We start from the raw sequence: 17,312 nt of genomic DNA, 5'->3' as shown, positions 1-17,312 counted from the left end.
CTTGTTCGCGACCAACAGTGAGAAACGCGTAGCCGCAAGTCAAGTGGCAAGATCACCACCGTCGCGAACAAGACTCGACGGAGGCCGAGCCTAAACCCCGTCAGGCGGTTCTGCGCATCCGGATCCACCGGTATCCGTACCCGCTGACCTTGATCTTGTCCAGTCCGTCCGGTTCCGGGTACTCCTGGTCGGCCAGCACGTCGTTCGGGAACTCCGCCTCCCCGGCCAGGCCGCTGAGATCGACCACCGCATCGGCGTCGCTCAGGTTGTGCACGAACAGCATGGTGCCGGTGCCGTCGTCGGCGCGATGCGCCAGCACACCGCGCGGGGCGGGCACATCGACGTGGGTGCAGCGGCCGCTGCCGATCTCGGGGGCCTCCCGGAGGGTACGGATCATCCGCTCGAACCAGGACAGCAGCGACGCCGGATCGTGCCGTTGCAGGGTCACGTTGACCTTCTCGAACCCGAACTCGCCGCCGGAGATCACCGGCCGGATCAGGTCCTCCTCCCCGGCGCTCGAAAAACCGCCGTTCGGCATCAGGGACCACTGCATCGGGGTACGGATGGCGTTGCGCCCCGGCAGCGCGAGGTCGTCGCCCATCCCGATCTCCTCGCCGTACCGCAGCACGGGAGTGCCCCGCAGGCTGAACTGGAGCGAGTAGGCGAGTTCCAGCCGGCGCCGGTCGTTGCCCAGCATCGGGGCCAGTCGACGGCGGATGCCCCGGCCGTACAGCTGCATGTCCTCGTCCGGCCCGAACTGCTCGAACACCTCGCGGCGCTGCTCGGCGGTGAGCCGGGACAGGTCGATCTCGTCGTGGTTGCGCAGGAAGGTGGCCCATTGCCCGCCGGCCGGCAGCTTCGGCGTGTCGCGCAGCGCGTCGATGATCGGCTCCGGGTCCTGCCGGGCCAGGGCGAGCACCATCTTCGCGTTGAGCATGAAGTCGAACAGCATGTGGATGCGGTTGCCGGAGCCGCTCTCGTCGCCGAAGAAGGCGACCAGCTGCTCCGGCTCCACATTGGCCTCGGCCAGCAGGATCGCGTCGCCGCGCCGCCACTGCACGTGCTGGCGCAGCTCGGTGAGGAAGCCGAAGTCCATCGGCGAGGACGGGTTGCCCGGCTCGGTCTCCTCGATGATGAACGGCACCGCGTCCATCCGGAATCCGGCCACCCCGAGCTGCAACCAGAACGCGCAGATCTTCTTGATCTCGGCCCGGACCTCGGGGTTCTTGACGTTCAGGTCGGGCTGGAACTTGTAGAACCGGTGGTAGTACCAGAGCTTCGCCGTGCGGTCGTAGGTCCAGGTGGCCTCCTGCTCGCCGGGGAAGACCATGCCCTGGTCCCGGTCCGGCGGAGCGGTCTCGCTCCAGACGAACCAGTCACGGTACGGCGAGTCCGGCGACGAACGCGCGGACCTGAACCACGGGTGCTGGTCCGAGGTGTGGTTCACCACCAGGTCGATGATCACCTTGATGCCCCGGTTGGCGGCCTGATGCAGCAGTTCGGCGAAGTCGCCCAGGCTGCCGAACCGGGGGTCCACGTTGTAGAAGTCGGACACGTCGTACCCGTCGTCGCGGCCGGGCGACGGGTGGATGGGGTTGAGCCACAGGCAGTTGACGCCGAGCCGGGCCAGGTAGTCGAGCCGTCCGATCAGGCCGCGGATGTCACCGCAGCCGTCGCCGTCGGAATCGGCGAACGAGTCGATGTCGAGGCAGTAGACGACGGCTTTCGAGTACCACCGGTCATTCATGCGCCCTTACATGTCCGTGGCCCCGGCCGGCCAAACGTTCCCGGAGGCCCAGCAGCAGCACGCCACCACCGAGCACCGCGAGTGGCAGCAGGAACAGCATCACGACGGACAGGATGTTGCCGACCGTCGGGCCGACGTAGCGCAACTCGGTCACCACATGGTCCGCCGCCTGCAGGACGTACGTGATCATCAGGACGACGGCGGACAGCACCGCGATCCGGCCCCGCACCCGAGAGCCGGCGGTCCAGGCCGCGGCGGCCAGGAACAGAGCCGGCAACCCGTAGTGGACCGAGTCCCAGAACAGGTCGAAGAACCGCGGGTCGAACCACGGGTGCTCCTCGACGCCGGCCAGGGCGCCCGTCTCGGTCACCGCCGCGACCAGCGCCCCGGCGGCGACCAGGGCCAGGCCACGGCTGCCCAGCACGGCCCGGGCAGAGCGGTCGGAGACGGCGAACAGGCTGGTCACGACCACCGCCAGACCGAGCTGCCAGAACAGGAACATCCCGGTCCCCGGCAGGATCGCCGACCACAGCAGCATCGCCCCGGCCTGCACCAGCACACCGGCGGCCGCGAGCGCCACCGCCGTCCGCCGCAGGCCCAGCACCGCCGCCGAGACGACCAGCAGCCAGATCACCGTGCGTGCCGCCGGGTCGGCCAGCATCAGGCCGTCGACGCCGAGGGCACGCATCGGGTCGCCCAGGCCCCACAGCCGGAGGCCGGCCGCCAGCCGGCTGACGGCGCCACCGGCCAGCGCCAGCGCGGTGAACAGGCCGGTGACCGCGGCGGCGTCGCGCCACCCCGTACCCCGGCTGGTGTGGAAGGCCCGGCCGAGACGGACCGTGAGGCCCGCGCGCAGCAGGTCGAACGCGTCGGCCGGGGAGGGGAAGCGGCGGCCCTCCTCCGCGCCGGCCATCAGCACACCGACCATCTCCTCCTCGTAGGCGGCCCGGTGACCGGCCGGATAGGCCCGCAGCAGGCGGCGGTAGCGCACTTCCAGGGTCGTCACGCTGAGCCTGCTGTTCGCATGCCCTCCTGGCCCTTGCTTCGCTGCGGTGCAGTCGGTCATGCGGGAGCTCCTCCGAGTTCGGCGCGGCGGGCACGCAGGCGCCGCTCGGCGATGGTCGCCTGGCTGCGCAGGCGGGCGGTCTCGGCGGCCAGGCTCTTCGCCCCGGCCCCGGTGAGGCGGTAGTAGCGCCGCAGCCGGGACTGCACGACCTCTTCCCGGTCGACCTCGATCAGGCCCTCGGCGCGCAGCCGGTCGAGGGCGGCGTAGAGCGTGCCGGCGCGCAGCCGGACCCGCCCCGCGGTGATGGTGGCCACGTCCTCGATCACGGCGTAACCGTGCCGGGGCTCCTCGGCCAGGGCGGTGAGCACGAGGAACGTCGGCTCCCGCATCGGGCTCTCACTCATGCCGGAAGCATATACCGATGACAGGTATATACGGGGGGCGGTTCACCGGCCTCCTCTCGGGTAACTCTCAGCAACTGGCTGCACTGTGTAGAGAGTTCCCGACGCTCAACCCATGGAGGCGCGCACATGGCCGACGGCGATCTCGGCGATCTCGGCGGACTGACCGGCTGGGTCGCCTCGGTGATCGAATCGCTCGGCGAGGTGGGGGTCGGCCTGCTGGTCGCCCTGGAGAACCTGATCCCACCCATCCCCAGCGAGATCGTCCTGTCGATGGCCGGGTACCTGGCCAGTGAGGGCCGGGTGAATCCGGTCCTGGTCTGGGTCACCGCGACGCTGGGCGCGCTGCTCGGTGCGGTGGCGCTCTACTGGCTGGGCCGTGGGCTCGGCGAGGAGCGGCTGAAGCACTGGCTGGACCGGATCCCGCTGGTCGACCCGGACGACCTGAACAGGGCGGACCGTTGGTTCGAGCGGCACGAGCGGGCCGCCGTGCTGTTCGGCCGGTGCGCCCCGGTGGTGCGCAGTCTGGTCTCCGTCCCGGCGGGCGCCAACCGCATGCCGATGGGCTGGTTCCTCCTCTGCACCGCGATCGGCAGCGGGGTGTGGAACGCGCTGTTCATCGGAGCCGGGTACGCGCTCGGCTCCCGCTGGCAGGACGTGGAGAGGTACAGCCACTGGTTCGACTACGCGATCTTGGCGTTCTTCGCCGTCGCGATCGCGTCCTGGGTGGTGAAGAAGGTGCGCAGGCGGCGGCAGCGCGCCGCCGCCCGCACGTGAGAACTCCCGTCACTTCCGGAACTGGATCCAGTTCACGTTCACGAAGTCGGCCGGCTGACCACTGGTGAAGGTCAGGTAGACGGTGTGCGATCCGGTCACGTTCGACACGTTGGCGGGGACCGAGGTCCAGGTCTGCCAGCCGCCGGTGTTGGCCAGGGCGAAACTGCCGATCGGGGCGTTGCTGCGACTGTCCAGGCGTACCTCGACCAGGCCGCTGACCGCGGTTCCCGCACCGGACGCGACCCGGCCCACGAAGTCCTTCACGCCGCCGGTCCCGAAGTTGACGTTGTTGAACTGGAGCCAGTCACCGTTCGCGACGTAGCTGACGTTCTGACCGCCCTCGGAGCAGGTCTCCTGCTGGACACCGGCGGAGCCGTTGAACGACTCGGCCTCGATGCGGGAGTAGGCGTCCCGGCTGGTGCCGCTGGTCGGGGTCGGGGTGGGGCTGGTCGTCGGCGTGGTGCCGCCGCTCGACTGGTAGACCGCCACGTAGTCGATCAGCATCGGCACGCCGGACTGGGTGGCCGAGGTCGGGCCGCCCCCGAACGCCGCCGGGAACCCGCCGCCGATCGCCACGTTGAGGATCATGAAGAACCCGTGGTGCAGGGCGTTGTTCCAGGTGGTGGAGTCGACCGCGGTGGAGGTCAGGGTGAAGTAGTTGGACCCGTCCAGGTAGAACCGCAGCTGCTCGGGGGAGGTGCTCCGGTCGTACTCCATGGCGTAGGTGTGGAAGCTGCCGAGACAGCCGTTGCAGGCCCGCTCACCGCTGGTCAGCCCGGTGGTCTCGTTGCACGGCCCGCCGGGGTTGCTGCCGCAGTGCAGGGCCGAGAAGACGCTGGAGCGGCCGTTGATGTTCTCCAGGATGTCGATCTCGCCGATGCTCGGCCAGTTGGTCGCGCCGACCGGGCGGGCCGCCGCGCCGAGCGCCCAGAACGCCGGCCAGTAGCCGGCCGCGGCCGCGCCGGTCACGTTGGGCTGCTGGATCCGCGCCTCCATCCGCATCTTCCCGCCGGACGGGGCGGCGAAGTCGGTGCGCTGGGTCTCGACGCGGCCGGAGGTCCACCGGCCGGCGGAGTCCCGGATCGGCTTGATCACCAGGTTGCCGCCGCCGTCCTGGTAGACGTTCGCGGTCGAGTCGGTCATCGTCTCGATCTCGCCGGTGCCCCAGTTGGACGCGCCGCCGGGATAGCCGGTGCCGGTGGAGTAGAGCCAGTTGGAGCGGTTGAGGCCGGTGCCGGCCGCGCCGGTGAAGTCGTCACTGAAGACCAGGCTCATCCCCGCCGGGGCGGAGGGGACGGCGGCCTCGGCCTGGGCGACGAAGGTGACCGAGGCGCCGACCGCGAGCATCGCGGTGGCCACGGCGAGTATGCGCCGGGGAACTTTCATGGGGACGCGCCTTTCACGGGGAGGGGGATATGTCGGGAGAGAGCGCTCTCACAGATTGCACGCTTGTTTCCGGGAGTTGTCAACATGGAAGTTCACCGATCGTTTCCGGGGAGAGGGCGCCGGGTATCCCGGTGCCCATGACAACCGCCTCCGAGGGCACGGCGATCTCCCCCGAACTCGCCGCCAGGGCCGAACGCGAAGACCTGCTCACCCTCGGCGTCGAGGAGGAGTACCTCCTGGTCGACGCGGTGGAGCCGCACGCCGTCGAGGCCGTCGAGAAGGTCTTCGCCGAGGTGCCCGGGGAACTGCGGGACGTGGTGCAGCACGAGTACCAGCGCAGTCAGATCGAGGTGGCCGGCCCGCCGCAGCTGGAGCTGGACGGCCTCGCCGCGGCCCTGCGCCGACTGCGCGCCGGGGTGGCCGACGCCGCCGCACGTGCCGGCGCACGGCTGCTCGCGGTCGGCACCGGGCCCGCCGCCGGGCCCTGCATCCGGATCGTCGACGACCCGCGCTACCACCGGATGCGGGAGCACTTCGGCGACCTCTCCCCCGGCCAGGGCATGTGCGGCACCCACGTGCACGTCAGCATCCCCGACCCGGAGACCGGCGTCCGCGTGCTCAACCACCTGCGCCCGTGGCTGCCGGTGCTCCAGGCCGCCACGGCCAACTCGCCGCTCTTCGCCGGCCACGAGACCGGGTACGCCAGCTGGCGCTCGATGATGTGGGAGCGGTGGCCCACCGTGGGGCCGACGCCGTACCTGCGGTCGCACGAGCACTACCTGACCCTGGTCGCCGACCTCCAGCAGAGCGGCGCGATGCTCGACGAGGCGATGCTCTACTGGTACGCCCGGCTCTCCGCGCACTACCCCACCGTGGAGATCCGGATGGGCGACGTGATGCCCACGACCGACGACGCCGTACTGCTCGCCGCGCTGGCCCGGGCCCTGGTCGCCACCCTGCTCCACGAGGTGCGCGCCGGGGTGGAGGCGCCGGACGTGCCGCACCCGCTGCTGATGGCGGCGCACTGGCGGGCCGCACACGACGGCCTCGAAGGGCTGAACATCGACATGGCCACCCGGCAGCCACGCCCGGCCTGGCGCCTGCTCCGGCAGCTCTTCGACTATGTGCGGCCGGAGCTGGACCGGCACGGCGACCTGGCCGCCGTCACCCTCCTGATGGGACGGCTGCGCGAGCACGGCACCGGCGCGGCACGGCAGCGGGCGCTACTGGCCCGCGGCGGTTCGGTGGCCGATGTGGTGACCTGGCTGGCCGCCGCTACCCGTGGAGAGGACGCTACATCCTCGATCTGACGGATGTTTGCGCTGCGTAGTCGCATAACATGAGCTGGAAATATCACCGCGTGTGCCGACAAGGTGACTAATTCGGTATCGCGCTCGATCTTGCGGCACGGTAGGCATGACGGATGCCGCCGCACTCTTCGCTCTCACCAGCGCCGACGTCCCAAGGGGACAGACCGGTGGGGCGGCACCGGGTGCCAGACGCGCCAACCGTCCCCCTGCCCCGGATCCCGGTTCCCCGGGTCGCCTTCCTGGACGGCGGCGGCTCCGCACGGCACCGCGCCGGGGCGGACGAATCATATGGATCCTCCCGGACGGCCGCCCGCCGGACGCGCGCCGCGGAGGCCAGGCACGCGCAGAACCGGCGCGGGTCCACCTCGGACCGGGCGTCCTCCGGCGCACATCGCGCGCCCAACAGCCTGCCGGTGGAGGCCTGGGTGCAGGCCGCCCGGAACCGGCCGCAGGTGCTGCTCGGCACGCTCGTCGCCGCCGGTCTGCTGCTCACCGCCGTGCCGATCCCGCAGTCCGGTGGGGAGAGCAACAGCGTGATGACGGCCGCCGCCGAGGCGGTCGGCGTGATCAGCAAGAGCGAGAAGAAGAAGCCGGAGAAGAAGGCCGAGCCGGACCCGGTCCAGGCCCTTCCGGCGGCCGTCGACCCGTCCGTGGCGCCCGCACCGTCGGCGTCGTCGGTCACGCCCACCGTCCAGCCCACCGAAAAGCGGCCGGAGCAGGTCGTGGTCCCGGTCGGCGACGGGCCGTTCAACTCGCTGCGCACCACCGGGTCGCGAGTGGTGATGCTGAGCTTCGACGACGGGCCGGACCCGGAGGAGACGCCGAAGATCCTGGCACTGCTGGAGAAGCACCAGGTGAAGGCGGTGTTCTGCCTGGTCGGCACGCAGGCGCGGCGGCATCCGGACCTGGTCCGGCAGATCGCCGACGCCGGGCACGTGCTCTGCAACCACACCTGGAGCAACGACCTGCGGATCGGCAAGAAGAAACCGAACCAGATCCTCGCTGATCTGGAACGGACGAACGCGGCGATCCGCGCGGCCGTGCCGGATGCCGAGATCCCCTACTTCCGGGCGCCCGGCGGCAATTTCACCGACCGGCTGGTCAAGACGGCGTACGGCGACGGCATGACCTCCCTCTACTGGGAGGTGGACCCGCGTGACTGGGAGCACCCCGAGGGCGAGACCTCCGAGCAGCACGTGAAGCGGATCGTCGCGCAGGTCCGGAAGGAGACCCGGCCGGGCGCGATCGTGCTGTCGCACGACTTCAACCAGCCGGACACCACGGCCGCGTACGCCGAACTGCTCCCCTGGCTGGTGGAGAACTTCCAGGTCGGCGTCCCCGGCGCGGCGTCCGAGCCGACCCCCACCCCGTCGGAGCCCACACCCACGCCCTCGACCGCCCCGGCCGAGACGCCGTCCGCTACGCCGAGCGCTTCCGCGGCGCTGTGACCGGCGGCTGGCAGGCCGGGCACCAGTAGAGGTTGCGCCCGGCCATCGGGCCCCGGGCGATCGGGGTGCCGCAGACCAGGCAGGGCTGGCCGGGGCGGCGGTAGACATACACCTCGCCGCCGTGCCGGTCCACCCGCGGCGCCCGGCGCATCGCCTCGGGGGTGTGCTCGGTGTGCACCGTGTCGATCCGGCCGCGGGCCACGCCCTCCTTCATGAGCGCCCGCAGATCGTCCCAGATCGCCGTCCAGCGGTCCGGGTCGATCGCGACGCCCGGGGTGGCCGGCGACAGGCCGGCCCGGAACAGCACCTCGTTGGCGTAGATCAGGCCGCAGCCGGCCACGATGGACTGGTCCAGGAGCAGCGCGGACAGCGGTTTGGTGCTGGACCGGATCCGGCCGTACGCGAACGCCGGGTCGGCGTCGTCGCGCAGCGGGTCGGCGCCCAGGCGGGCCCGCAGCAGGTCGGCGGCGGCCGGGTCGAGGACCTCGCAGGCGGTCGGGCCGCGCAGCTCCAGCCAGTGACCAGAACCGGTCAGGACCATCCGCAGCTGGCCGACCGGGGCGGGGGCGGGCAGCTCGCCGTCGGCGAACTTGCCGTACAGCCCGAGGTGGACGTGCAGGATGCGATCGCCCTCGTAGTGGTGCAGCAGATGTTTGCCGCACGCCTCGGTGTCGAGCAGCACACGCCCGTCGATGAGGGCGGCCCCGGCGGTGAAGCGGCCCTGCGGGCTGTGCGCCCGCACCGGATGCCCGGCGAAGAGCTCACGGTGGCGGGTCGCGAGGCGGTGAATGGTATGTCCCTCCGGCACGCACCAAAGGTAGCCGGGCATTATGCCGTGAGCGGATTCGCCCTGAGGCGAATCGCTGGGATCCGGGGACCGAGTGGGAGAAGGTGGGTTCATGAGCATTGAGACGACCATGCGGGGCGGCGGCGCGTCCTTCGACGACCAGGTGTTCGACCGGCTGCTGCGGGAGCGGATCATCTTCCTCGGCAGCGAGGTGAACGACGAGGTGACCAACCGGATCTGCGCGCAGATGCTCCTGCTCGCCTCCGAGGACTCCGAGCGCGACATCGCTCTCTACATCAACTCTCCGGGCGGCTCGATCAGCGCCGGCATGGCGGTGTACGACACCATGCAGTACATCAAGAACGACGTGGCCACCATCGCGATGGGCATGGCCGCGTCGATGGGCCAGTTCCTGCTCTGCTCGGGCACCCCCGGTAAGCGGTACGCGCTGCCGCACGCCCGGGTGATGATGCACCAGCTCTCCGGCGGGATCGGCGGCACCGCCGCGGACATCGCCATCCAGGCCGAGAGCATGCTGCACATCAAGCAGGTGATGAACGAGCGGATCGCCTTCCACACCGGGCACACCCCGGAGGAGATCGAGCGCGACTCGGACCGGGACCGCTGGTTCACCGCCCAGCAGGCGAAGGAGTACGGCCTCGTCGACCACGTGATCGCCAAGGCGACCGACGTGAACGCGGTGTCCTCGCTGGTCTGAGGAAGGACCGTCACCCGCGCCGCCCGTGTCAAATCCGGGCGGCGCGGGTACATAACCACGTCAGAACCTGACAAGGAGGTGCTGACGTGCGGATTCCTACCTTCCCGCGCCAGTCCACGGACGAGGAGACGGCCACCGGGCGAACACCGGTGACCCCCCGCCGGGACGACGGCGCGACCACCACGACCCTGCCCCCGGTCCGCTCCGAGACCGAGCGCGCCCGGACCATCTCCGAGCCGGTCGCGGTCGCGGTCCCGTCGCCCGCTCCGCGGGCCCGGGCCGGCTTCCTGGCCACCCTCGGCCTCGTCCTGTCGGTGGCGGGCGCGATGCTCGTGCTCTCCGGCCCCCTTCTGGGGTACGGCATCGGCGTCGCCGCGGTAGCCCTGATCATCTCGCTCGCCGGCGTCTTCGCGACCCGTAAGCGGCACGTGGCCGGCAAGACCAGCGCGCTGATCGGGATGGTCCTGTCCATCGGCGCGATCGTGCTGGGCGTGCTCGCGCTGACCGGTCAGGTCTGGTGGCTGGGCACCGGCACCGACTCGGCGACGGAGCTCCGGACGTGGCTTGACACACAGTTTGAGAATCGATTCTGACGGGTATCCCCTGTACAAGTCCTTCAGCGGTTCGCGGAGGACGCCGAGGCCCCGGCATGGGTGGCGGTTCGCCACCCCGCCGGGGCCTTTGCAACGAATCGCCGCGGGCCGGCGCGATCACGCAACGATCGGCCGCGTCACGCATGGTTGATCAGGGGCATCCGACGGTCCCCGCGACCTACCGTTTTCTTCCATGACGTTCAAGCGCCGCTACCTGATGTGCCGGCCCACCCACTTCGCCGTCACCTACCGGATCAATCCCTGGATGGACCCGACGGCGCCGTACGACAACGCGCTGGCCATCAGCCAGTGGGAGAACCTGCGGCAGACCTTCCTGGATCTCGGCCACACCGTCGAGCTGATCGACCCGCTACCCGGGCTGCCCGACATGGTCTTCGCCGCCAACGGCGCCACCGTCGTCGACGGCCGGGCCCTGGGTGTGCAGTTCCGCGACGCCGAGCGGGCCGACGAGGCCCCGGCGTACGCCGCCTGGTTCCGGGAGAACGGCTTCGACGTGCTCGAGCCCAAGCACACCAACGAGGGCGAGGGCGACATCCTGCTCGCCGGGGACGTGCTGCTGGCCGGCACCGGCTTCCGGACCTCGCACGCCTCGCACGCCGAGACCCAGGAGTTCCTCCAGCGGCCGGTGATCACGCTCCAGCTCGTCGACCCGGCGTACTACCACCTCGACACCGCCCTCTGCGTGCTGGACGAGACGAACATCGCGTACCTTCCGCAGGCGTTCTCGCCCGGTTCGCAGGCCGTGCTCCGGCAGCTCTTCCCCAACGCGATCATCGCCACGCCGGAGGACGCCGCCGTGCTCGGCCTGAACGCGGTCAGCGACGGTGAGACCGTGGTGCTGGCCGAGCAGGCCACCCACCTGGCCGGCGCGCTGCGTGCGGCCGGATACCGGACCATCGGGGTCGACATGTCCGAGCTGCGCAAGGCCGGCGGCGGACCCAAGTGCTGCACGCTGGAGGTTCGGCGATGATCGACTGCACCGAGTGGCAACCAGCCGGACTGATTGACGGCCTCGCAGACGAGGGCCGGGAGAGCATCGCAAAGGGGCACAGCTCATGACCACGGTCGAATTCCGTACGCCGGGGGCGCTGGCCGACGCCGAGCGCTGGACCGCCCACAACTACCACCCGCTGCCGGTGGTCGTGGCCGAGGCCGAGGGCGCCTGGGTGACCGACGTGGACGGCCGCCGCTACCTGGACTTCCTGGCCGGCTACTCGGCCCTCAACTTCGGGCACCGGCACCCCGGCCTGATCGCCGCCGCGCACGCCCAGCTCGACCGGGTCACCCTCACCAGCCGGGCCTTCGTGCACGACCAGTTCGCCGCGTTCTGCCGCGGGCTGGCCGAGCTGTGCGGCAAGGACCTGGTGCTGCCGATGAACACCGGCGCCGAGGCCGTGGAGACCGCGATCAAGGTGGCCCGCAAGTGGGGCTACCGGGTCAAGGGCGTGGCCGACGAGCGCGCCGAGATCATCGTGGCGGCGAACAACTTCCACGGTCGTACCACCACGATCGTCAGCTTCTCCACCGATCCGGAGGCGCGGGCCGACTTCGGGCCCTACACGCCCGGGTTCGTCGTGGTGCCGTACGGCGATCTGGAAGCGGTCCGGGCCGCGATCACGCCGAACACCGTGGCGGTGCTGATGGAGCCGATCCAGGGCGAGGCCGGTGTGCTGGTGCCGCCGGCCGGGTTCCTGGCCGGGCTGCGTGAGCTGTGTGACACGAACAACGTGCTGATGATCGCCGACGAGATCCAGTCCGGGCTCGGGCGTACCGGGAAGACCTTCGCCATCGAGCACGAGGGCGTCGTCCCGGACATGTACGTGCTCGGCAAGGCCCTCGGCGGCGGCATCGTGCCGGTCTCCGCGGTCGCCGCCGACCAGGCCGTCCTCGGTGTTCTGCGGCCTGGCGAGCACGGCTCCACCTTCGGCGGCAACCCGCTCGCGTGCGCGGTCGGTGCCGAGGTGGTCCGGCTGCTGGCCACCGGCGAGTTCCAGGAGCGCTCGGCCCGCCTCGGCGCACGGCTGCACGCCGGCCTGGAGGCGCTGATCGGCCACGGTGTGGTGGCGGTCCGCGGCCGCGGCCTGTGGGCCGGGGTGGACATCGACCCGGTGCTGATGACCGGTCGGCAGGCGTGTGAACGGCTCGCCGAGCGGGGTGTGCTGGCCAAGGACACCCACGGGTCGACGATCCGGCTCGCGCCGCCGCTCGTGGTCACCGAGGAGGATCTGGACCACGCGCTGGCGCAGCTGGCCGCCGTACTCCAGGGTTGATCTGAGCATGCGCCGCCGCCGGACCGGCGGCGGCGCATCGCTATCGGCCGACCGGCCGGAACGCCATGGTGGGAGCCTCGCTCATCACCGACTCGGGCTGGACCACGCCGCCCGTCGCCCACATCTTCGACCGGCCCACGTGCACCTGGGCGTAGAGCTCGACGATGTCCTCCGGGCCGAGCACCCGGCGCTCGTCGCGGCGCAGCGTGAGCCGCTGGTCGTCGTCGAGCGAGCCGCCCGGGCGGATCCCGGTGCCGTTGGTGCTGATGTCCTGGGCGGTCACCTCACCGCCGCGCAGCGACAGCCGGACATGCCCGCGGCTGATCCACTTCCGGGCGTCCTCGGTGAGCCACTGGCCCAGCATGACCCCGCCGCCCTCCGGCGCCCGGCCGATCACCACGGCCTTGTCCTCGGACACCACGAAACGCTGACGGATCACGCCGTCGATGCGCACCGAGAAGACCTCGGTGGCCGGGCGCGCGCCCATGTCCTTGAGCCGGTCGCCGTGCCGGGGGCAGGTCGGTGCGCCGGCCCGCAGCGCGGGTGGCGGCTGCGACACCGGGCTGGTGAAGGTGCGCATGTCGGCGAACGGGCTGTCCGGATCGCCGCCGTCGCCGTAGGTGTTGCAGTTCATCTGTGGGCAGCGCCACACCCGGGCGAGCAGCCGCTCACCGAGCGGGGACCGCGGCACCGGCGGCGCCGCCTCACCCCGGCCGACCCGCGCCACCAGCACCGGGCCGCCCTGGTTCGACACAAGGGCGAGCAGCCGGCCCGGATCGGTCACCCACGGCCGGCGGTCCCGGAACCGGTCCTCCCGGTCACGGGTGAGCACCGGCAGGCCGAGCATCTCGGCCACCTCCAGCACCCGGTCCTCGATCTGCGGAACCACCTCGACCTTGCCGTCGTCCGCCCAGCGGCGCACCACCATGCGCTCGTTCGACGTCAGGTCGGCGTCGGAGAGCAGGGCCCGGGGCGCGACCGCGTAGACCGGGACACTCTCCTCCGACACATACCGCCCCAGGGCGTCGATCAGCAGACCTAGGCGGACCAGGCTGGCCGGGCGACCCCCGTCGAGGTCCGCGTAACGGACCACCTCTGACAGATCGACCACACCCCGGGCCAGTGCCGGATCGGTGGTGAGCCGGGCCTCGATGGCATCGAGGACCTTGCTGACCTCGAATCTCACGAGTCCTCCCCTGTTACGTACGCGTGCGGCCCCTCCGACCCATCATGCCCCGCCCATGATCGCCGGGGAAATCGGGCCGGTATTTGTCGGACCCGGCCGCTATGGTGGGCGCCGCTCGACGAATCGACAAGGAGACACACATGAGGTTCCAACGGCTGACCGTCGTCACGGTGACGATCGCGGCCCTCGCCGGGATGGGTGGCTGCGGTTCGGCCACCACCGACTCGAAGCCCGCGGCCACCACGCAGGCCGCCGCCGACCCGCTGGCCGAGTTCGTCGCCGCGTCGAAGAAGCTCGGCACCGAGACGATGAAGATGAAGATGGAGATGCCGGGTGGCATCGAGGCGAGCGGCGTGTCCGACCTCGCCGGCAAGAAGGTCGACATGGTGATGAGCGTCGGCGCCGCCGGGCAGACCATGGAGATCGCGGTCCGCCTGGTCGGCGACGAGATGTTCATGAAGTACGGCGCCACCGCGGGCGCCAAGTGGTGGCGTCTCGACGTGTCGAAGCTTCCGGCGAGCAGCTCGATGAACCCGAAGAACATGGCGGACGCGTCGGCTTTCGCACAGGCCGCGGTCAAGGTGGAGAAGAACGGGGACACGTTCTCCGGCACGCTCGACATGACCAAGTCGCCGACCGCCGACCCGGAGTCACTGAAGGCCCTGGGCGACAAGGCGTCGGCCGTCCCGTTCACCGCCAAGGTGGACGGTGAGGGCCGGCTCACCGAGCTGGTCATCGACATGAGCTCGCTGGGCGCCGGCGCCGGCAAGATGACGACCACCTACTCCGACTTCGGCACCCCGGTGTCGGTGGAGGCCCCGCCGGCCGCCGAGGTCACCGAGATGCCGGCCGAGATGCTCAAGTCGCTGAGCCAGACGGCCTAGGCTTCGGCGCGCCCCGGCCGCGTCCACAGTGGCCGGGGCTCCGGACGGTTCTCGTCGATCCACGCGTCGATGCGGGCCCACCAGTCGTAGAGCCAGTCGATCCGCTCCTGTTCGCCGGTGGGCACCTCCTCCGGCGGCACACTCCAGAACCGCATCACCAGCCGCTTGTCCATCGGCAGCTCACGCCACACGTCGGCGACGCTCGTCATCCGGTCCAGGCCGGTGTGCGCCACGAAGATCACCCCGGCGTCCGGGGCCGCGTCGATCGCGGCGAAGAGCCCGCCCGGCTTCGGCGGCAGCAGGTTGTTCAGACTTTCCGCCCTGGCCGCCAGGTCGTGCAGACCACGGGACCACAGCCGGGCGATGGCACTGGCCCTCCGGCGGAGCGTGAAGTTGCCGCCCTCCGGGAAGATCACGAAGGCATCGTTGTCGTCCAGCCCGGTGGCCAGCTCGCCGATCTGCTGCTCCAGCGTCGCCGTCCCGGTGCGGCCCGGCGAGATGAACCGGTTGGGCAGCCGGTTGAGCAGCACATCCACCGCCGGATCCCACTGGAGGGCCGCCTTCAGCACGATCCGCGGCTCCCGGGCGAACCAGTTGACCAGCGCGTGGATCAGGGTGAAGGAGTCGCCCGGCCCGGCGTGCCGGCTCACCACGATCTCCGGGCGGCCGGGCTGCGCGGTGTCCGGGTCGGTGCCGACCACGTCGATCGTCAGGTGCAGCGACCAGCGGGCGAACCAGAAGAGGCTGCGCAGGAACCAGCCGGTCAGCACGTAGTGCGCCCGCTGAAGACCGGGGCCGCGGATCTTCCAGCCGAAACCGGATGCCACCCAGAGCACCGCGAGCCCGGCCAGCGCCATGGCGTCCCACACCAGGTAGACGATGAGCAGGAAGACCACCCGGGGCACCCGCAGCCGGCCCGGCACCACGGGCGATACGGCCAGCGCGATCAGCAGCCAGACCGGCAGGGTGGTGAGCAGTGTGAAGGCGAGCAGCACGACGGCCGGGGCGATCACCATGCGGCGGACCCAGACCGGGGGCATCAGCGGCCCGGCCCCGGCAGCGGGTTCACGTTGGCGGTCAGGTAACGGCGGGAGGCGGTGTAGGCGCGACTGATCCGGCGCCCCACCGCGGCCATGTCCCGGTACGCCCACGGCGAGTCGTCCCGGTTCTCCCCGCCGCCGCTCGGCAGCACGTGGACGCGGACGTCGTCCGGCAGCGACGCGAGCTCGCGGGCGAACCGGTGCCGCCGGGCGATCTCGAACGCCACCTGCGCCACCTCCCACGGCCGCCTCGGCACGCTGAGCTGGCGTTCCACCCGGCCGACCTGGAGCACGAAGATGAGTTTCGCCCCGAGCCGGACGGCCTCGCCGATCGGGATCGAGTTGACGATCCCGCCATCGACGTAGTGCTCCCCGTCGATCTCCATGGGCGGCAGCAGCCCCGGCACGGCCGACGAGGCGACCACCGCGTCGACCAGCGGGCCGCTGTCGAACCAGTGCTCGGCGGCCCGCTCGATGCTCGCCGCACAGCAGTGGAACGGCACCTTGAGATCGGCGAACGTGGCGTTCTCGCCCAGCTCGCTCTCCAGCAGGCGGCGCAGCGGGCGGGGCGAGTGCAGATGGGTACGGGCGGCGAACCGGCGCATCTGGCGGCCGAGGGAGTCGCCGTACACCGCGGCGGCCTCCGGCGACGTCCAGAGCCGGACCAGGCGCTCGGTGACGTGCTCGGCCGGGTCGGCGGCGACCAGAGCGCCGTTCACCGCGCCGATCGACGTGCCCACCACCATGTCCGGGCGGAACCCGGCCCGGAAGAGCGCCCGCAGCATGCCGACCTCGACCGCGCCGAGCACGCCCCCGCCGCCGAGCACGAAAGCCACCGGACCGTCGACCATGTCACCATCCTCGCACGATCTTGCATCCTTGCCCTGACACCGATGTCAGGGCTTACCGTCGGCTCATGCTTATCGGAGAGCTGGCCGACCGGGCCGGCACCAGCCCGCGAACGCTGCGCTACTACGAGGAGCACGGGCTGATCCGTCCGCGCCGGGACGCCAACGGTTACCGGCAGTACGACGACGCGGAACTGCGCGTGGTGCACGAGATCCGCACGCTGCTCGCCGACGGATTCGGCGTGGACGACATCAAACCGTTCGTCGCCTGCCTGCGGGCCGGCAACAGCGCCGGGCACGTCTGCCCGGAGTCGGCGGTCGTGCTGCGGCGACGACTGGCCGAAGTGGACGACCTGCTGGGCCGTCTCACCGACGTACGGGAGCGGCTCCAGGACCAGTTGAAGGAGATCCGATGCCAGATGACACCCTGACCACCGTCACCGACGCCACCTTCGCCGAGATCGTGCTGTCGGCGAAGGTCCCGGTGCTCGTCGACTTCTGGGCCCAGTGGTGCCCGCCGTGCGGGCCGTTGAAGCGGGTGCTGAGCGAGCTGGCCGGCGAGTTCGGCGACCGGGTGCTGATCGCCACGCTGGACGTGGACGCCAACCCGTCGACCACCATCGCCTACCGGGTGCACTCGATGCCGACCCTGCTGTTCCTCCGGGACGGGACGGTCACCCAGACGATCGTCGGCGCCCGGCCGAAGTCGGTGCTCCGGCCGGCGATCACCAACCTCATCACGCCGTACGCGAACGTCTAGTCCCAACGCCGTTCAGTTAGGCCAGCGTCGGGTTCGTCAAGGTCCGTTGGTGATGATGTTGATGGCGATGGTGGCTTGGTAGGTGCGCCGGTCGATGTTCGGGCCGCGGGCCTGGTATTTGGAGTTCGAT

General features: G+C 70.9%; 18 protein-coding genes. 10 read left to right on the top strand and 8 right to left on the bottom strand.

The window, feature by feature from the left end; all coding sequences use genetic code 11:
* Window positions 1–100 precede the first annotated feature (100 nt).
* From KZ829_RS34720 to KZ829_RS34710, 3 genes are read right to left on the bottom strand one after another with little or no spacing between them, the layout of a single operon-like run.
* Complete coding sequence (locus KZ829_RS34720; protein WP_220148082.1) at window positions 101–1,747, bottom strand: alpha-amylase family protein; 1,647 nt, start codon at window positions 1,745–1,747, stop codon at window positions 101–103.
* Window positions 1,740–2,753: a hypothetical protein gene (locus KZ829_RS34715; RefSeq protein ID WP_220148081.1), complete on the bottom strand. Its 1,014-nt coding sequence runs from the start codon at window positions 2,751–2,753 to the stop codon at window positions 1,740–1,742. Before KZ829_RS34715 ends, KZ829_RS34720 begins: the two co-directional genes overlap by 8 nt.
* 56 nt (window positions 2,754–2,809) lie before the next feature.
* Window positions 2,810–3,157, bottom strand: coding sequence for a PadR family transcriptional regulator (locus KZ829_RS34710; RefSeq protein ID WP_220148080.1), 348 nt, complete (start codon window positions 3,155–3,157; stop codon window positions 2,810–2,812).
* A gap of 126 nt (window positions 3,158–3,283) precedes the next feature.
* On the opposite strand from KZ829_RS34710, the gene KZ829_RS34705 reads away from it, so the two are divergent.
* Window positions 3,284–3,931 carry a DedA family protein gene (locus tag KZ829_RS34705; RefSeq protein ID WP_220148079.1) on the top strand — a complete coding sequence of 216 codons (648 nt, stop codon included), beginning with the start codon at window positions 3,284–3,286 and terminating at the stop codon, window positions 3,929–3,931.
* Window positions 3,932–3,940: 9 nt separating this feature from the next.
* On the opposite strand, the gene KZ829_RS34700 is transcribed toward KZ829_RS34705, so the two are convergent.
* Window positions 3,941–5,317, bottom strand: a complete 1,377-nt coding sequence (locus KZ829_RS34700) for a carbohydrate-binding protein (protein WP_220148078.1) — start codon at window positions 5,315–5,317, stop codon at window positions 3,941–3,943.
* Between the two features lie 137 nt (window positions 5,318–5,454).
* Here KZ829_RS34700 and KZ829_RS34695 point away from each other — a divergent pair, with 137 nt between their 5' ends.
* A complete protein-coding gene (locus KZ829_RS34695; protein ID WP_220148077.1) occupies window positions 5,455–6,627 on the top strand; it encodes a carboxylate-amine ligase in 1,173 nt (390 codons plus the stop codon).
* 425 nt (window positions 6,628–7,052) lie between these two features.
* Window positions 7,053–8,075, top strand: coding sequence for a polysaccharide deacetylase family protein (locus tag KZ829_RS34690; RefSeq protein WP_308285784.1), 1,023 nt, complete (start codon window positions 7,053–7,055; stop codon window positions 8,073–8,075).
* Here the strand turns inward: KZ829_RS34690 and KZ829_RS34685 are convergent.
* Window positions 8,047–8,883 (bottom strand): Fpg/Nei family DNA glycosylase, encoded by an 837-nt coding sequence (locus KZ829_RS34685; protein ID WP_183216889.1) that lies wholly within the window; start codon window positions 8,881–8,883, stop codon window positions 8,047–8,049. The two genes, KZ829_RS34690 and KZ829_RS34685, sit on opposite strands and share 29 nt — an antisense overlap.
* Window positions 8,884–8,974: 91 nt before the next feature.
* Here KZ829_RS34685 and KZ829_RS34680 point away from each other — a divergent pair, with 91 nt between their 5' ends.
* From KZ829_RS34680 to rocD, 4 genes are all read left to right on the top strand, one after another.
* The gene (locus tag KZ829_RS34680) at window positions 8,975–9,580 is read left to right on the top strand and encodes an ATP-dependent Clp protease proteolytic subunit (protein WP_183216891.1); all 606 of its coding nucleotides are present in this window, start codon (window positions 8,975–8,977) and stop codon (window positions 9,578–9,580) included.
* 86 nt (window positions 9,581–9,666) lie between these two features.
* Window positions 9,667–10,173, top strand: a complete 507-nt coding sequence (locus KZ829_RS34675) for a Bax inhibitor 1 family protein (protein ID WP_220148076.1) — start codon at window positions 9,667–9,669, stop codon at window positions 10,171–10,173.
* 193 nt (window positions 10,174–10,366) lie between these two features.
* Window positions 10,367–11,164, top strand: coding sequence for a dimethylargininase (ddaH, locus tag KZ829_RS34670; RefSeq protein WP_220148075.1), 798 nt, complete (start codon window positions 10,367–10,369; stop codon window positions 11,162–11,164).
* A gap of 85 nt (window positions 11,165–11,249) precedes the next feature.
* A complete protein-coding gene (gene rocD / locus KZ829_RS34665) occupies window positions 11,250–12,464 on the top strand; it encodes an ornithine--oxo-acid transaminase (protein WP_220148074.1) in 1,215 nt (404 codons plus the stop codon).
* A 40-nt stretch (window positions 12,465–12,504) separates the two neighbouring features.
* On the opposite strand, the gene KZ829_RS34660 is transcribed toward rocD, so the two are convergent.
* Window positions 12,505–13,650, bottom strand: coding sequence for an FHA domain-containing protein (locus tag KZ829_RS34660; protein WP_220148073.1), 1,146 nt, complete (start codon window positions 13,648–13,650; stop codon window positions 12,505–12,507).
* Window positions 13,651–13,790: 140 nt separating this feature from the next.
* Here KZ829_RS34660 and KZ829_RS34655 point away from each other — a divergent pair, with 140 nt between their 5' ends.
* A complete protein-coding gene (locus KZ829_RS34655) occupies window positions 13,791–14,534 on the top strand; it encodes a hypothetical protein (protein WP_220148072.1) in 744 nt (247 codons plus the stop codon).
* On the opposite strand, the gene KZ829_RS34650 is transcribed toward KZ829_RS34655, so the two are convergent.
* Both KZ829_RS34650 and KZ829_RS34645 read right to left on the bottom strand, forming a co-directional pair.
* A complete protein-coding gene (locus KZ829_RS34650) occupies window positions 14,531–15,550 on the bottom strand; it encodes a 1-acyl-sn-glycerol-3-phosphate acyltransferase (protein WP_372453958.1) in 1,020 nt (339 codons plus the stop codon). The two genes, KZ829_RS34655 and KZ829_RS34650, sit on opposite strands and share 4 nt — an antisense overlap.
* Window positions 15,551–15,573: 23 nt before the next feature.
* Entirely contained in the window at window positions 15,574–16,425 is an 852-nt protein-coding gene (locus KZ829_RS34645; RefSeq protein ID WP_220148070.1) for a patatin-like phospholipase family protein, read from the bottom strand.
* A 65-nt stretch (window positions 16,426–16,490) separates the two neighbouring features.
* Between KZ829_RS34645 and KZ829_RS34640 the strand changes: the two genes are divergently transcribed.
* Entirely contained in the window at window positions 16,491–16,853 is a 363-nt protein-coding gene (locus tag KZ829_RS34640) for a MerR family transcriptional regulator (protein ID WP_188119662.1), read from the top strand.
* On the top strand, window positions 16,835–17,182 hold the full coding sequence (locus tag KZ829_RS34635; protein WP_203833597.1) for a thioredoxin family protein: 348 nt from the start codon (window positions 16,835–16,837) through the stop codon (window positions 17,180–17,182). Before KZ829_RS34640 ends, KZ829_RS34635 begins: the two co-directional genes overlap by 19 nt.
* Window positions 17,183–17,312 lie beyond the last annotated feature (130 nt).

Source organism: Actinoplanes hulinensis (genome assembly GCF_019429605.1).
Classification (GTDB): domain Bacteria; phylum Actinomycetota; class Actinomycetes; order Mycobacteriales; family Micromonosporaceae; genus Actinoplanes; species Actinoplanes campanulatus.
Note: the sequence above shows the minus strand (reverse complement) of the source record. Positions and strands in the feature narration are given on the sequence as shown.